Here is a 15,555-nt window from a genome sequence, read left to right as displayed (position 1 = left end):
GCGGGCCGGTGTTGCACCGGCCCGCTTGGCCTTCGGGTATCGTCTACGGCTGCGACGGCCGGGCAACGGGCGCGCATCGATGATGAAAGGCGATAGGCATGTCTGGTTTTCATTCCCTTCTCAAGCAAGGCGCGCGGTTGGCGCAGTGGGCGTTGCTGGCGGCCTTGCCGGCTGTCCACGCGGCCCAGGCTGGCCCCTACACCCACGCCAACGACATTCCGGCGCGTCAGCAGTGGACGGCGAACTACGGCTATTGCGGCGAAGTCGGGTTGATCAGTGCGGGGCTGTATTACGGGCAGTATGTGTCCCAGTACGACGCCCGCGCGCTGGCCAGCCGCAACCGCGACCAGGCCGCACAGGGCAGCCAATTGCTGTTGGGCGTCAATGACACTGCCGCGGCCGCGCGCATGCATTTGCAGGCCGTGCCGTGGAAGGGCGGCCCCGGGGCGGATACGAATGCCTTCCTGGCGTGGGTCAAGACCCATGTGGCGTCTAGCCATCCCGTCCTGATCGGCGTGTATGAAAACCTGCGCCTGTTCGAGGATACGGACGACGACGACGCGGGCGATGCGCAGTATGACCATATCGTGTCGGTGACCGGGGTGTCGTCGACGCGGCCTGTGACGATACCGGCGGCCTATGCCGCCGATGATGTGTTGACGTTCAGCGACCACGGATTATGGTCGCCGAACGGCAAGCCGGATTATCGGTACCGCTATGCCTTCGGGGCGTTTCAGGCGACGCGCCAGGAAGCGAATGCGCAAGACCGCGCGGTCTATTCCTTGCCGCGCGGCGTCGGCAATCATGGCCTGGCGATCACGGGGATCATCGACCGCGATGGTCAGGCGTTGCCGGTGCGCGTGGCGACGAGCGCCAACGACGAGCAACCTGCAATGCCGGAAGGCGGAAGCGCCCGGCCCGCGTCCAGGCCGCTGACCCTGACGGTGACGGTGTCCGGCCTGAAGCCCGGCGTGCCGTACACCCTGTACCGTTACGACAGCTTCCAGGCGGTGCCCGAGGCGGCCTTCAACGGCAATGCGTCCAAAGCCAGCAAGCAGTGGAAGCTGCGGGGCGATGGCGGGTCCACGTACACCATGCAGGAATCGATTCGGTCCGACCAGGTGGCGGTGTATCGCGCCGTGCCGGACTCGGCGCCCTGAAGCGCGCGGGCGTCGTCAAACGTTCACGATGCCGTCTGGGCGGATCGACAGCGCGGCGTCATCCGCCAGTCCGGTCAGCGATTGCCATGTGACGCCGTCGTCGATGAACCGAAAATCCGACCCCACCCGGTAGGTGGTCCCGGTTGCAGGGCGGGGTGCTTGAGCGCCGCCCAGGGTCACATAGCCTTCGCCAAATAGATCCAGCGTCGAACGGCGCTGCCCCATATGTTCTATCCAGGCGTGCGGAAAGCGCGTGCCGGGCTGCGCGCGCAGGGTCGGCACCGTGACGTCGGCGCCGTAGCGGGTGCGCATCTGCAGTTCGCCATAGTCGACCAGCCGGTCAAAGAAACCGGCGTTGCCGTCCGTGCGAATCTGGAAGCGGGCGTCGAAGTCGGTGCGCAGCCAGGCCTGTTCGCCGTTGCGGTGGGCAACGGGGCGGCGTTCGCGCTCGTAGGTGTCGAGCAAGGCGGGGGCGGCAAGGCCTTGCCGGACGTGGGCGATCTTCCAGGCCAGGTTGTGGGCATCGGCGATGCCGGTGTTGGCGTTGAAGCCGCCCCAGGGCGGCATGAGATGCGCGGCATCGCCCATCAGGAAGACGCGTTGGTCGCGGTAGCGGTCGGCCACGCGGACGCGGGTGTTCCAGGGGGACCGGTGCAGCAGGGTCACGGGGATATCGGCGCCGATGGCGGCCTGCAACAGGCGGGTCAGATGGTCGTCCGGCCACTGCTCAGGCTGCTGCGTCGCGGGGTCGTAGGCCAGGTGGAACGACCAGCGGGTGGCGTTGTTCATCGCCAGGAACAGTCCGCTGACCACTTCGTTGTGCACCTCGCACTGGCTGAAGGTGCGGTCGGCGACCTGGCGGGTCAGGTCGGCTTCGAAGAACACGTTCAGGTAGTGGCGGTTGGCGTCGATGCCCTGGCGTTCGATGCCCAGGCGCCGGCGGATGTCGCTGCGGCCGCCGTCCGCGGCGAACAGGTAGTCGGCATGCAGGGTGTGTTCCGTGTGGCTGGCGATATCGCGGACCGTTGCGGAGACGCCGTCTGCCTGTTGTTCGAAACGCAGCAATTCCCAGCCGAAGCGCACGTCGCCGCCACGCGCTTGCAGGGCCTGGCGCAGCACGGGTTCGACCAGCGTCTGCGGGCAGGCGGTCAGTTCGCATGGCGACGGATCGGCCAGGGCGTGCAGCTTGGCGATGTCTGCCAGCGGCAGCGATTCGGCTTCCAGCATTGACCGGCCGCGCCGTGCGCCGCCGAATTTGCCTTGCTTCCAGGCGGTCTTGGCGACGGCTTCGATGGCGTCCTGCAGACCAACCGAGCGATAGAGCTCAAGCGTCCTGGCCGAAAAGCCGCGGGCGCGCGGCAGGGGCGAACCCGTCTGGCTGCGTTCGAGGAGGATGAAGGGGACGCGATGGCGTTGCAGGAACAGGGCGGCGGACAAGCCGACGATGCCGCCGCCGACGATCAGGACCGGAACCGTATCAATGCGTTGTGATGTCATGCCGATGGCTCTCAAGCGGGCGTGGGCCCGATGAGCGGCACTATAATTTATCAATGATAAATTTTCAACAATGCAGGGTTGAGGCGGGGCTATCCCGTCATGGCGGCATCCTGTCTATCTCTGGATCGCGACGTTTCTCTCATTCCCGCCGTTCGGCCATATAGCGCCCTGGCGACGTTCCCAGCGCCTTGCGGAACATGGTGACGAAACTGCCCGCGCTTTCGTACCCCAGGTCATTGGCCACGCGCTGGACTGACGCGCCGCTGCCCAGCCATCTCACCGCCAGCATCAGGTGCAGCTGCTGACGCCAGCGGCCAAAGCTCATGCCGGTTTCCTGCGTGAGCAGGCGGGCCAGGGTGCGTTCGCTCAGGCCGACGCGCCGGGCCCAGGTTTGCAGGGTGCCGCGGTCGGCGGGATCGTCCAGAATCAGGTCGACGATCTTGCGCAGCCGGGCATCGGCGGGCATGGGCAGGTGCAGGGTGCCGATGGGGGCAATCGCGATTTCATCGAGCAGCAGCGTGGCCAGGTGCGCCTCGATGCCGTCGTCGGGATACAGCATGGGCAGGTTGGCGGACCGGACCATCAGCTCGCGCAGCAGCGGCGTGGTGACCAGCGCGCAGGCGTGTTGCGGCAGCGCTGTGGCGGCGTCGGGGTCGATGAAGACCACATAGCATTCGATGGTGCCGGCGCCGCTGAACTTGTGCGGCATGCCGCCAGGCACCCAGATGGCACCCTGCGGCGGCACCAGCCAGAAACCGCCCTCGACCTCGCAGGTCAGCACGCCGCGCAGCGCCAGCAGCAGTTCGCCCTTGCGGTGCTGGTGGAAATCCACGGTGTGGCGATGGCGTTGCAGGCGCGGGTCATCGTCATCCATGGCGTCCATGACGATGCCGGCGGCGCCGTAGGTGACGACGGGGCGGGGAACCAGGTCCGGGTCCGTCCAGTCCTCGGCGGACGAGCGATCACTGAAGACAGGCATGAAGGGCAGCCAGGAAAAGGGCGCGGCGTGATTTGGCAGGAATTCCAACTATTTTGGCTAACTTTCCCAATGCCGCCAAATAGCGCGCTCTCTACCATGCCTGGACACGGCGCGCGGAATGTCCCGCCGCCGTGTTTTTCAGTGGTGAGGCTATGGATTCATTGAGCACGGGGCGCATCGCCCAAACCCTGCAACGGCTGTTCCAGGAAGCGGAAGCAGCGGATCGGCCGTTGATGGCGCAGTTCGACGGCGCCGATCTGTCGGAACAAGTGATGACCGACATGGTCGCCCATCACTTCGAGGAAGAACGCCGCGACATCCGCGGGTTCTATCGCGGCTACGCCGATAACTTCCTGAACGTGGCGCCGGAATACGGCCGCTTTCTTTACCAATGCGCGCGGGCCCGCCGGGCGACGCGCATCGTCGAGTTCGGCACGTCGATGGGAATTTCCACGATCCACCTGGCCGCGGCGTTGCGCGACATGGGCGGCGGCCAGGTGATCGGTTCCGAACTGGAGCCCGTCAAGGCGCTGCGCGCGCGCGCCAACCTGGATGCGGCGGGGCTGGCAGACCTGGTGGACGTGCGGGTAGGCGATGCGCGCGAGACGCTGGCCGACATCGAGGGCGAGATCGACCTGGTGCTGCTGGACGGCGCGTTCAGCCTGTACTTGCCGATCCTGAAGCTGCTTGAGCCGCGCCTGAAAACCGGCGCGCTCATCCTGGCCGAAAACGCGTTTGACCACGACAACGAATATCTGGCCTACGTGCGCGACCCGGCCAACGGATATGTGTCGCAGCCGATTCCGATCAGCCCGGGCCGGGGCAATGAGTTCACGGTGGTGACGCGGTGACGTAGCCCGGCGCCGGAATGGCAAGCCGGGCGGTTTCACATCAATTGGGTTGCACTTCAATCGGGTTGCGCGGCGCCGATGGCGTCGCGCGCGCCGGCATCCTTGGACACCAGCTTGCGCCACCACGGCGATCCCGCTTGCGGGGCGGCGATATCCAGGCGTTCGCCCATTTCGGGTGTGGTCAGCGCCACGCCTTGCGCGGCGGCCAGGGCCGTGATGCGTTCGAAGGGTTCCTGCCAGGCATGCATGGCCAGGTCGAAGGTGCCGTTGTGTATCGGCAGCAGCACGCGGCCGCGCAAGTCCAGGTGGGCCTGCAGGGTTTCTTCGGGCTGCATGTGCACGAAGGCCCAGCGCTTGTCGTAGGCGCCGGTTTCCATCAGCGTCAGGTCGAAGGGGCCATAGGCATCGCCGATGGCCTTGAAGCCGTTGAAGTAGCCCGAGTCGCCGCTGAAGAACACGCGCAGGTCGTCATCCTGGATGACCCACGACGCCCACAGGCTGCGGTCGCTGTCGGTCAGGCCGCGGCCCGAGAAATGCTGGGCCGGGGTGGCGGTCAGGCGCAGGTCGTCGACCACGGTGGATTGCCACCAGTCCAACTGTTCGACCTGCTTGGGGTCGATGCCCCAGGCGATCAGCTGGTCGCCCACGCCCAGGGGCGTGATGAAGCGCCCGGTCTTGCCGGCCAGCTGCAGGACGGCGGCATGGTCGAGATGGTCGTAGTGGTTGTGCGAGAGGATCACGCCGGCCAGCGGGGGCAGGTCGTCCAGGCTGATGGGCGGCGCATGAAAGCGCGCCGGCCCGGCCCATTGCACCGGCGACGCCCGCTCGGAAAACACCGGGTCGGTGATCCAGTAACGGCCGCGCAGTTTCATGAGGATGGTGGAATGCCCCAGCCGGTACAGGCTGCGGTCGGGGGCGGCATCCAGGTCGGCGCGGGTCAGGGCGCGCACCGGCACCGGCTGGTCGGGCACCGTGCCGGTGGGCTTGTCGAACAGGAAGGCCCACGTCAGTTTCAGGCCGTTCCACCAGCCCATGGGCGGGCGCGGCGACGGGTTGGTGAAGCGGCCGTCACGGTGCTGAGGGGAATCGGGGTAGCTGGGGTTGCGGCTGCTGCACAAGGCAAGGCTGGTCAGGGCGGTCACGGCAAGAATTCCTAGCAGGAGAGCGGCGAAAGTGCGCTTCATGGATGGCGTCCAAAATTACACTGCACAGTGTAGTTTCGTTTTTCTGAAAAGTACACTGACCGGTGTAAAATCGTTTACATGCCAGCAACCCGTTCATCCCCGCCCCAGACTCCCCGACGCCTGACCGACCGCAAACGCGAAGCCATCCTGCGCGCGGCGGTCGAGGAATTTCGCAGCGCCGGGTTCGACGCCACCAGCATGGACCGCATTGCCGCGGCGGCGGGCGTGTCCAAGCGCACGGTCTACAACCACTTTCCCAGCAAAGACGAATTGTTCGGGCTGACGCTGGAGCATCTATGGGCAAGCAGCGCCGAAAGCGAAGACATGGCTTATCGGGCGGACCTGCCGCTGGACCAGCAACTGCGCCAGTTGCTGATGCAAAAGCTGGCGTTGCTGGGCGACGCCAGCTTCATTGACCTGGCGCGCGTGGCGATCGCCGAGGTCATTCATTCGCCCGAGCGGGCGCAGGCAATGATCTGCCGCATCGGCGAAAAGGAAACCGGCGTCACCGCCTGGATCCGCGCGGCCATGGCCGACGGACGGCTGGTCGAGGTGGATGTGGATTTTGCCGGGCATCAGCTGCAAGGGCTGGTGAAAAGCTTTGCGTTCTGGCCGCAGGTCACGCTGGGCCAGCCGCCGCTGGCGTTGGCCGAGCGGCAGCGGGTGGCGGATTCGGCGGTGGCGATGTTCTTGGGGTGTTATGCGGTGAAAGCGGGCGCGGCCAATGACCCGACCGCGATCGCGATTTTTCCCTGAAGGCCATTGTTGGGACTTTCCAGCCGTGCGTGCGCTTGCGGAATATCGGCCAGCGAATAAACGGCACCGACGTGCGGCCGCAGTTGGCCGCGTTCCACCAACGCCCGCAATTCATCCAGCTTGCCCCGGTTCTGGCGGGTGAAAACGAAGTGATAGCTCGCGTTCTTGCCCCAGGCCTGGATGAGGTTTTGCGGCTGGGCGATATCCACAATGCTGACCACGCGGCCAAGCTGTGCCAGGACGTCGGGACTGCGCGCCAAGGTGCTGCCGCCGATGGTGTCGAATACGACATCGACGCCTTGGCCGTCGGTCAGTCGCGTGATGGCGTCGACATAATCTTCCTTTTCATAGTCGATGACCTCATCGGCTCCCATGCGGCGAACGAATTCGAAGTTGGCTTCGCGTGCGGTGGTGTACACCTTGGCGCCGATGGCCTTGGCCAGTTGAATCGCGACGTGGCCGACACCGCCGGCGCCGCCGTGAATCAGGATGCTTTCGCCCACTCGCAGCCCGGCGCGCACGACCAGCGCTTCCCACGCGGTGCCGCCCACCAGGGTCAGGCTTGCCGCCTCAAGATGGCTGAGCCCCGCGGGTTTCCTGGCGACGATGCTTTCGGCCGCGACGTGATATTCGGCGTAGCTGCCCGGACCATCGAAGATCTGGGGGGTGTACCAGACTTCGTCTCCGGGTGAGAAGGCCGTCACGCCCGGTCCGATCGCTTCGACGATGCCGGATACATCGTGGCCGGTAATGGCGGGCAAGGGCACCAGATCGGGATAGTCCCCGCGGCGGACCTGATAATCCAGCGGATTGATCGATGTGGCCTGAGCCTGGACCAGCACTTGTCCCGCCTGCGGGGCTGGTTTGGGCACATCGCACAGCTCGAACGATTCCGGGCCGCCAAAGGATTTGAGTATCAATGCTTTCATTGCAATTCCTTATTTCTGGAAAAAGGGATATCGAGAATTCTCGATGTTTAGTTATAAAAAGAGATATCGGGATTTATCGATATCAAGGGGCAAAAAAATACGAACCGAAAAATCAAAGCTCTTTGCCGATGGCGTTGGCCAGCGCACGGATGGTGGCTTCGTTGCGCTTGTAATAGGTCCATTGACCGATACGTTTGACTTCGACCAGGCCGGCGCGTTGCAGCGTGGCCAGGTAATCGGACACGGTGGATTGCGACAGCCCGACACCTTCCTGGATGCTGCTGACGCAAACGCCGACCACATCGACGTCCCCTTCGTCCTGCGCGGGGAAGTGCTTGGCAGGGTCTTTCAAGCCTTTCAGGATTTCAAGGCGAGTGCGGTTCGAGAGGGCTTTGAAGATGTCGAGCAGATCCATGGCGTGATGATATCGGGATTTACCGATATGTCAATACAGCATGTTCCGACGAACTTCTGTGGGCGCCAGCATTTTCCCCGCCGAGGCCGTCCGGCCGTGCTATCGCTTCAGAATGCCCGTCGCCAGCAAGTCCTGGTTCCATCTGTTCACTGTCGCGGTGGCGGCTTTGATTCGGTACTGCATGTCGGGGCCGCAAAAGTCAGCAGTTTGCATGGGCACTAGCGCGGACTCCTCGAACGAGTTGGCGTCGCGGCCGTTTTTTTCGTTCATGGTGTTCAGACCGAAGGGGGCAAAGGCCACGTTGCGCTGGGAGGTCTCGCCTTTGTCGTTCTGAAACTCGATGGTGATCCGCAGATTGGCGATTTCACCCATCTGATTGGTGCTGACCGAAAAATGGGGCTCGCATGCCAGGGTGCCCTCGTTGCCGCCGCGAAAGGTTGATTTGTGCTGCAGCGTCAGTATGGGCTGCGTTTGAGCGGCGCGCTTGCGGGATGCCTGATCGAGCTTGCAGGTGCTCAGAAATCGGGGGTCTTTGGAAGGGTTTGCGCCATACCGCATCTGGCGATACTGCAAGGCCTTGTCGCAATCGGCCTGGACTCCCTGGCCGTTGTAGTACATCCAGCTCAGCGGGCTGGCCGCTCTGGGGGAGCCGAGTGTTGCCGCCTGTTGAAACAGCGTGTGTGCTTTGGCGTAATCGACCCGGACGCTTTCACCCTGGTAGTAGATGTTGCCAAGATTGACGATGGCGTCCAGGTTGCCTTGTGCCGCGGACAACTCGAACCAATGCATACCCGATTGCGGATCGGCCTGGATACCCCACTCTCCGTTCGAGTAGAGCTGACCAAGGAGATTCTGCGAGTCAGCATCACCGGCCTGCGCAGCGCGGCGGAACCATTTCAGTGCCTCGACGTCTTTTTTGTCGACGTAGGACCAGCCGAAGTTGTAGAAGTGGCCGACCAGGTAGTTGAGGGTGGGGTCGCCCCCCTGGGCCCAAAGCCTCGCGAGCCATAACGTATGGCTTTTGCCGAAGCCGCTGCGATCGGCCATCACACGCATTTCACTATCGGCCGAGCCGGCCAGGCGATCTGCATACTCGATCAGCGTTGGGCGACTGGTCGCGTCGGCTTCGGCCCTTGCCTTGATGCCGTAAGCCAGACGAATGTCGTTCCTGAGTTCGGCGGCGTAGGCCTTGTCGATGCCGTCCATGTTGAGCAGGCGGTGATAGTGTCTGGCCTGGTCCGGGTCTTTCGCCACGCCGATGCCGTAGTCGTAGAAATATGCGGCATTGCCGCAGCCATAGTAGCCGCCGAGCTCGCAAGCTTGCGCGTAGTAGCGGATGGCTGCTGCGATGTTCTTGGGCACGGTCACGCCGTGTTCCTGGATGAAGCCCAACGCGGCCAGCGCTTGGGCATCCTGTTTTTTCCCCAGCGCCACTAGGGAGTCATATGCCTTGGCATCCTGCTGTTCGATGCGGTCGTAGAGAACGTCGACCTCGCGGTCATTCTGGTCAGCCGCACACAGGGGCATCCAAAGCAGCAGGGCAATGGCCAGGTATTTGGAGGATGAGCGCATGATCGTTGTCCGGGCTAGGGCAGGCACCACCGGGGTCGGTATGCCTGGAAACCGGCGCAACGTATCACGCGAGCGTATGGGGCAGGGGAGCGTCATCGCGCCCGCAACGGCGGCGGGAGGCGTCGTGGATGGCGTTGGAACCAGCTGCCGACCGCCGCGTCATAGGGAGGCGGCATGCCCGGCATTGGGGTCGTGGTTGGTTGTTTTCTGTCGTTTTTTATAACAAAAACGTTTGTGGCCATGAGATGGGTGAGCCGGGCAAGCGCGTGTGCGCCTCAACCCGAGCCTTGATCGTGGAGCAACACCTGGGTCGCTTGGGCAAAACGCTCGATCAGAAAATCCAGCAGCCGTCTCACCCGTGGCGCCATGTAGCGGCTGCCGTGAAACACGGCGTGCACACCCGCTTCGGCGACGCGGTATTCCGGCAGCACGGCGTGCAGGCGCCCGGTGCGCAGGTCTTCGGCGGCGTCCCAGATGGTTTTGCGGGCAATGCCGCGGCCGGCCAGCGCCCAGTTGCGGGCCAGCGCGCCATCGTTGGTTTCCCAGGCGCGTTCCAGCGGCACGGTAATGCTCTGGCGCTGGCCGTCGTGGGCGAAGTGGAACTGGTTCAGGGGGCCTGCGGCGGTGACGAGCACGATGAAGTCGTGGTCGGCCAGGTCGACGGGCGTGCGGGGTTGGCCTCGCTTGGCCAGGTACTCGGGCGATGCGCACAGCACGCGCCAGTTGGGCGCCAGGTAGCGGGCGACCAGCGAGCCATCCTGGGGCTGCCCGAAGCGGATGGCCAGGTCGATGTCGTCCTGCAGCAGGTTGGACAGCGAGTCGGACAGGGTCAGCGCGATCTTCAGGTCGGGGTGGGCGGCGCTGAATTCGTCGAGCCAAGAGCTGAGCAGGTGGCGGCCGAAGTCGGCGGAGGCCGACAGCCGCAGCTTGCCGCGCACGCTGTGCTGGCCGGCCTGCAGCGCGGCTTCGGCGTCATCGATGGCGCGCAGCGCGACTTCGCAATGGGCCAGGTAGACGCGGCCTTCTTCGGTCAGGCGCAGTTGGCGCGTGCTGCGGTGAAACAGCTTGGCGTGCAGTGCGGTTTCCAGCTTGATGAGGCGGGCGCTGGCCGCGGCCGCCGACAAGCCGAGCTTGCGGCCGGCGGCAGACAGGCTGCCCAGGGCCGCTGCCTGCGCGAACAAACGAATGTCACCGAGTCGATCCGTTGCCATCTTGAATCTGGATTTGAAAGTTATTCAAATTCTAGGCCAATTATCAAATTCAATAATGGGTAGCAGACTGGCGTCTTTTCAATCCAGGGCCTTGGCCCACGATGCAAGGGAAGCCAACAATGCGTCAAACCTCTTCTTCGGCGGCGGTGTCTGCTCGCCTGCCGGATGCCCATACGCCGGGCGGTCGTATGCCGGGCGCACGTACGCCGGAAGCCGTTATGCCGGAGGCCCGTACTCCGGAGGCTCGTACGCCGGACGCCCGTATACCGGCTGCCCTCATATCGGCTGCCCATGTACCAACTGCGGCGACTCCTACCTACAGGCAACCCGTCGCGTCACCCAGCCTGCCCATGGCGGCGCTGCTGGCACTCACGATGTGCAGTTTCATCGCGACCGCCAACGAGACCGTGCCGGCCGGCCTGTTGCCGCAGATTGCAGACGGCTTCGGGGTGTCCGAGGCCTGGGCCGGACAGCTGGTGACGCTGTGCGCGCTGGGGTCGGGTCTTGCTGCGATTCCGCTGACGCTGCTGTTGCGGGGCTGTCGGCGGCGCGTGGCGCTGTTGCTGGCGATAGGCGGGTTCTTTGCCTGCAATGCGGTGACGGCGTGGTCGCCCTTTTACGGTTTGACGCTGGCGGCGCGTTTCCTGGTGGGCGTGGCGACGGGCCTGGCATGGAGTCTTCTGGCCGGTTATGCGCGGCGCATGGTGCCGCCCGCGCAGCAGGGGCGGGCCATGGCGGTGGCGATGGTGGGGATTCCGTTGGCGCTGTCGCTGGGGGTGCCGCTGGCGGCGTGGCTGGGCGGCATCGTGGGGTGGCGTGGCATCTTCGGCATCTTGTCGGGCCTGAGTCTGGCGCTGATGGCGTGGGTGTGGTTGAAGGTGCCCGATTACCCCGGCCAGGCCGAGGCGCGGCGCGTGCCGATGCGGCAGGTCTGGACGACGCCGGGCGTGCGGCCCGTGCTGTTCGTGATCCTGGCGTGGATTCTGGCGCACTACACGCTGTACACGTATGTCGCGCCGTTCATGGCGTCGCTGGGAATGGCGGGGCAGGTGGACGTGGCGTTGCTGGTGTTCGGCGTGGCGTCGTTGGCGGGCATCTGGCTCACCGGGTTGATGGTGGACCGCTGGCTGCGCGCGCTGGTGCTGGCTAGTCTGGCCGCGTTTGCCGTGGTGGCTCTGGCTCTGGCGCTGGGACAGGGCCAGGCGCAGGCGCCCTGGGTGTTTGTGGGCGTGGCCGTGTGGGGCCTGAGTTTCAGCGGTGCGCCGACGCTGCTCCAGACGGCCTTGGCCGACGCGGCGGGCGAGGGGGCAGAGGTGGCGCAGTCGATGCTGGTGACGGTGTTCAACCTGGCGTTCGCGGCCAGCGGGGTGCTGGGCGGCGTGCTGTTGGAAACGACAGGGGCGGGCGCGTTGCCGCGGGTGGTAGCAGCGTTGTTGGCGGTGGGGCTGCTGGCGGCGGGGGCGGCGCGGACGCATGGGTTCAAGCCGGGGCGGCGCGCCCCGGGGCAGTGAAGTGGGGGCAATGAATCGGGATCAATGAATCGGGAGCAATGAATCCGAGGCAATGAAGGGATGGCAGTGAATCTGCGACATTGGCTTGCGGCAATCACGGACAGCGCAGATGGGGGCGTCGCGGTACAGTGACCACCTTGGGCGGCAACGAGGCCGCCGGTGCTTTTTCCGGATGATTGCCGTGAATGCTTCGTTTGCCTTGTCCCGATTCGTTGCGGTCTGTGCGACCGGTTTGGCGTTGACGTTACCGTTGCCCGCGCAGGCGCAGGCCAAGCCCGCGGTGCCTGCAACGGCTGGCACGGGCGCAACAGGCGCCAACGCCGCGCCCGCAGCACCCATTTCCGTGCCCGCCGCCGGCACGATCGAAGTCGGTTTTTCCCCCGACCAAGGGGCCGAAACGCTGGTGCTGCGCGTGATCGACTCGGCCAAGACCGAGCTCAATGTGATGGCCTACAGCTTTTCCAGCAAAAGCGTCACCGAAGCACTGGTGCGCGCGGCCAAGCGCGGTGTCATGGTGTCGTTGCTGGCCGACCATAAACGGAACCTGGTCACAGACCGCAGCGGCAAATCCCGCAATGCGCTGGAAACGCTGGCCGAGGCCGGCGTGAATGTGCGCATCGTGTCGGCCTTCAAGCTGCATCACGACAAGGTGCTGATCGCCGACAAGCAGACCGTGGAACTGGGCAGTTTCAATTTCGCCTATTCCGCGGCGCACGAGAATTCCGAGAACGCGCTGGTGAACTGGAACAACCCGGCTTTGGCCAAGGCGTACCTGGCGCACTTCGAGCGCAATTGGGCGCTGTCGCAGCCGTTCCGTTCGGCGGATTGACCGGCGGCGCGACGCCTGTGCAAGCGGTCGATCCAGGTCGGCGCTCAGCCCGGCGTGGCCGGCATGTCCAAGGCGGTGAAGGTTTCGCGCACGCATTCGGCCATGCGCCGGGCCAGCGTGTTGACCGGATGGTGGTCCGACGTGACCGCGTAGCTGTGGAATTCGACCTTCTCTGAAAACGGGATCTCGCGCAGGTCCGGGATGGCGAGCGCGCGCGGCACGACCGGATTGACGATAGAGATGCCCAGGCCTTTGCTGACCATGGTGCAGATGGTGGTGGCGTAGGGCGTTTCGATCGACAGGATGCGGGCGTCGTCGGGAAAGTAGCGGTCGATGGCAGCGCGGTTGAAGCTGCCCGCGGGCAACGAGATGAAGTTCTCGTCGTGAAAGTCGGCCGGGGTCAGCAGGGCTTTGGCGGCCAGCGGATGCGCGGCGGGCACGATGCCGGCGCCGTGGGCGGTGTTGATGCGTTCGTAATGCAGGCCGGGCAGGTCGGTGTGCAGCGAGCAAAAGCCAATGTCGCAAACGCCCGTGGCCAGCCATTTGGCGACGACGTCTGAGCCGCCCGTGTTGACCACGACGGGGATGTCGGAAAACTTCTGGCGAAACAGCCGGATGGCGTCGGGCAGCACGCATTGGGTGATGGACCCCACGGCGCCCACGCGCAGCAAGCCGGTGCCGCGGCGGCGGATCGAACTGGCGCTGTCGTTCAGCGATTCCAGGCCGATGAAGGCGCGCTCGACGTCGGCATAGAAGGCCTCGGCTTCGGGGGTGGGAATGATGCGGGTGCCCACGCGCTGGAACAGCACGAAACCCAGCGTTTTCTCGAGCAGGGCGATCCAGCGGCTGACGTTGGGCTGCGAGGTGTGCAACAGGCCGGCCGCGGTGGTCATCGAGCGCGTCATCATGACGGCGCGAAAGGCCTCGACTTGCTTGAAATTCATGGACGGAAATCCTGGCGGGGCGAAACGGAAACACGCCGCTTGCGCCAGACGGGGCCGGGCGCATGGGCATCTGCCGACCCCGGGGCGGCAAGCGGTTCAAATCATATCATTTTTGTATGAGAAGCCGTAAGAATCTGATTTGACGTATGAATTGGCCCGGCGAGAGACTACGGTTTTCCCTGTTTCCTCCGGACCCGATATGGAATCGAAAGTCAGTACGCGCTTGAAGCAACCCCTGGCCAAAGAGGTGCTGCAGCACCTTTTCCTGCCGCGCCTGAACCGGGAGTTCTTCGCCAATTTCGAGATGCTGACCCAGGTGAACCTGGCGCATCTGCTGATGCTGCACGAGCAGGGCATCCTGGACCACGACGCCTCGCAGCGCCTGGCGCAGGCGCTGCTGGTGATGCAGGCCGAAGGCCCCCATGTGGTCGAGCTGGACGCGGCGCGCGAAGAGGCCTATTTCAACTACGAGGCGCACCTGATCAAGGCGGTGGGGCAGGAATTGGGCGGCCGCCTGCACACGGCCCGCAGCCGCAACGACATCGGCGCCACCATCGACCGCATCCGCGCACGAGATTTCGCGGCCCGCATCGGCGCCGCCCTGATCGGCGTGTCGCAGGCGGCCTTGGCGCAGGCCGAGCGTTATGCGGACTGTGTCATGCCCGGCTACACGCACATGCAGGCGGCGCAGCCGATCACCTATGGCTATTACCTGTCGGCGCTGGTGGACGCCTGGTCGCGCGATATCGGCCGGTTGGCGCACGCGCTGGAAACGGCGGATGCCTCGCCGCTGGGCGCCTGCGCGCTGGCGGGCACGTCGTTTCCCATCGACCGCGACACGACAAGCGCGCTGCTGGGGTTCAGCGGCCCGCTGGCCAACGCGCTGGACAGCGTGGCGTCGCGCGATTTCGCGTTGGAACTGAGCGCGACGCTGTCGATCATGATGATCACGTGCAGCCGCATGGTGCAGGACTTCTATATCTGGTCCACGCCGGAATTTGGCTACCTGACCTTCCCGGACAGCATTGCCAGCACGTCCAGCATCATGCCGCAGAAGAAGAACCCGGCGGTGCTGGAATACCTGCGCGGCAAGACGGGCCACCTGATCGGGCTGACCTCGGCGGCGCTGTCGACGGTGAAGTCGACCCATTTCACGCATTCGGGCGACAGCAGCCGCGAAAGCACGCGCACGTGCTGGGAGTCTTGCGAGGAAGCGCTGAAGGCGCTGGAACTGATGCAGCTGCTGGTCGAGCAGGTGGCGCCCAACCGCGACCGCATGGCCGCACGTGCGGCGGACGACTTTTCCACGGTGACGGACCTGGCCGACCTGCTGGTACGGCGCGCGGATGCGTCGTTTCGAGACGCGCACCACATCATCGGCGCGGTGGTGCGGCAGGCGCTGGAAGCGGGCCTGCCGGCGCGCGCCATCACGCCAGCCATGATCACGTCGGCGGCGGCCGAGCAGTTGGGCCGCCCGGTGACGCTGGACGAGGCGGACATCGCGGCTTGCCTGGACCCGGTGCGCAACGTGGCCGCACGCCAGTCGCTGGGCGGGCCGGCGCCGCAGTCGGTGCGGGCGCACCTGGTCGAGCAGCGCGCACGGCTGGCGTTGCAGCAGGCGGCGATCGACGCGGCGCAGCGGCGGGCGGCCGATGCACGCGGCGCGTTGCAGCGCCAGGCCGCCGCGTTGGCGGCCGCGGAAACGGCGGCGGCGTAG

General features: G+C 65.2%; 14 protein-coding genes. 6 read left to right on the top strand and 8 right to left on the bottom strand.

Annotation, left to right across the window (positions count from 1 at the left end; all coding sequences use genetic code 11):
* The first annotated feature begins 98 nt into the window (after positions 1-98).
* Positions 99-1,160: a hypothetical protein gene (locus HV798_RS13655; RefSeq protein WP_217481174.1), complete on the top strand. Its 1,062-nt coding sequence runs from the start codon at positions 99-101 to the stop codon at positions 1,158-1,160.
* Positions 1,161-1,175: 15 nt separating this feature from the next.
* On the opposite strand, the gene HV798_RS13650 is transcribed toward HV798_RS13655, so the two are convergent.
* The gene (locus HV798_RS13650) at positions 1,176-2,657 is read right to left on the bottom strand and encodes an FAD-dependent monooxygenase (protein WP_175192175.1); all 1,482 of its coding nucleotides are present in this window, start codon (positions 2,655-2,657) and stop codon (positions 1,176-1,178) included.
* Positions 2,658-2,796: 139 nt separating this feature from the next.
* Complete coding sequence (locus HV798_RS13645; RefSeq protein ID WP_175192176.1) at positions 2,797-3,636, bottom strand: AraC family transcriptional regulator; 840 nt, start codon at positions 3,634-3,636, stop codon at positions 2,797-2,799.
* 152 nt (positions 3,637-3,788) lie between these two features.
* Between HV798_RS13645 and HV798_RS13640 the strand changes: the two genes are divergently transcribed.
* On the top strand, positions 3,789-4,487 hold the full coding sequence (locus HV798_RS13640) for an O-methyltransferase (protein WP_175192177.1): 699 nt from the start codon (positions 3,789-3,791) through the stop codon (positions 4,485-4,487).
* A 56-nt stretch (positions 4,488-4,543) separates the two neighbouring features.
* On the opposite strand, the gene HV798_RS13635 is transcribed toward HV798_RS13640, so the two are convergent.
* Positions 4,544-5,671 carry an MBL fold metallo-hydrolase gene (locus tag HV798_RS13635; protein ID WP_175192178.1) on the bottom strand — a complete coding sequence of 376 codons (1,128 nt, stop codon included), beginning with the start codon at positions 5,669-5,671 and terminating at the stop codon, positions 4,544-4,546.
* Positions 5,672-5,749: 78 nt separating this feature from the next.
* On the opposite strand from HV798_RS13635, the gene HV798_RS13630 reads away from it, so the two are divergent.
* Positions 5,750-6,427, top strand: coding sequence for a TetR/AcrR family transcriptional regulator (locus HV798_RS13630; protein ID WP_175192179.1), 678 nt, complete (start codon positions 5,750-5,752; stop codon positions 6,425-6,427).
* Here HV798_RS13630 and HV798_RS13625 read toward each other — a convergent pair.
* From HV798_RS13625 to HV798_RS13610, 4 genes are all read right to left on the bottom strand, one after another.
* Entirely contained in the window at positions 6,370-7,356 is a 987-nt protein-coding gene (locus HV798_RS13625) for a zinc-dependent alcohol dehydrogenase family protein (RefSeq protein WP_175192180.1), read from the bottom strand. The two genes, HV798_RS13630 and HV798_RS13625, sit on opposite strands and share 58 nt — an antisense overlap.
* Before the next feature lie 112 nt (positions 7,357-7,468).
* Complete coding sequence (locus HV798_RS13620; RefSeq protein WP_175192181.1) at positions 7,469-7,771, bottom strand: ArsR/SmtB family transcription factor; 303 nt, start codon at positions 7,769-7,771, stop codon at positions 7,469-7,471.
* A gap of 99 nt (positions 7,772-7,870) precedes the next feature.
* Positions 7,871-9,343, bottom strand: a complete 1,473-nt coding sequence (locus HV798_RS13615; RefSeq protein WP_175192182.1) for an SEL1-like repeat protein — start codon at positions 9,341-9,343, stop codon at positions 7,871-7,873.
* Positions 9,344-9,618: 275 nt separating this feature from the next.
* Positions 9,619-10,554: a LysR family transcriptional regulator gene (locus tag HV798_RS13610; protein ID WP_175192183.1), complete on the bottom strand. Its 936-nt coding sequence runs from the start codon at positions 10,552-10,554 to the stop codon at positions 9,619-9,621.
* A gap of 350 nt (positions 10,555-10,904) precedes the next feature.
* Between HV798_RS13610 and HV798_RS13605 the strand changes: the two genes are divergently transcribed.
* Positions 10,905-12,065 (top strand): MFS transporter, encoded by a 1,161-nt coding sequence (locus HV798_RS13605; RefSeq protein ID WP_175192184.1) that lies wholly within the window; start codon positions 10,905-10,907, stop codon positions 12,063-12,065.
* A 238-nt stretch (positions 12,066-12,303) separates the two neighbouring features.
* Entirely contained in the window at positions 12,304-12,894 is a 591-nt protein-coding gene (locus HV798_RS13600; protein ID WP_246288786.1) for a phospholipase D family nuclease, read from the top strand.
* Positions 12,895-12,938: 44 nt separating this feature from the next.
* Here the strand turns inward: HV798_RS13600 and HV798_RS13595 are convergent, their stop codons facing one another.
* Complete coding sequence (locus HV798_RS13595; protein WP_175192186.1) at positions 12,939-13,838, bottom strand: LysR substrate-binding domain-containing protein; 900 nt, start codon at positions 13,836-13,838, stop codon at positions 12,939-12,941.
* A 199-nt stretch (positions 13,839-14,037) separates the two neighbouring features.
* Here HV798_RS13595 and argH point away from each other — a divergent pair, with 199 nt between their 5' ends.
* Positions 14,038-15,555, top strand: a complete 1,518-nt coding sequence (argH, locus tag HV798_RS13590; protein WP_175192187.1) for an argininosuccinate lyase — start codon at positions 14,038-14,040, stop codon at positions 15,553-15,555.

The sequence above is a fragment of the Achromobacter deleyi genome, from assembly GCF_902859705.1.
GTDB classification, from domain to species: Bacteria; Pseudomonadota; Gammaproteobacteria; order Burkholderiales; family Burkholderiaceae_B; genus Achromobacter; species Achromobacter deleyi.
Note: the sequence above shows the minus strand (reverse complement) of the source record. Positions and strands in the feature narration are given on the sequence as shown.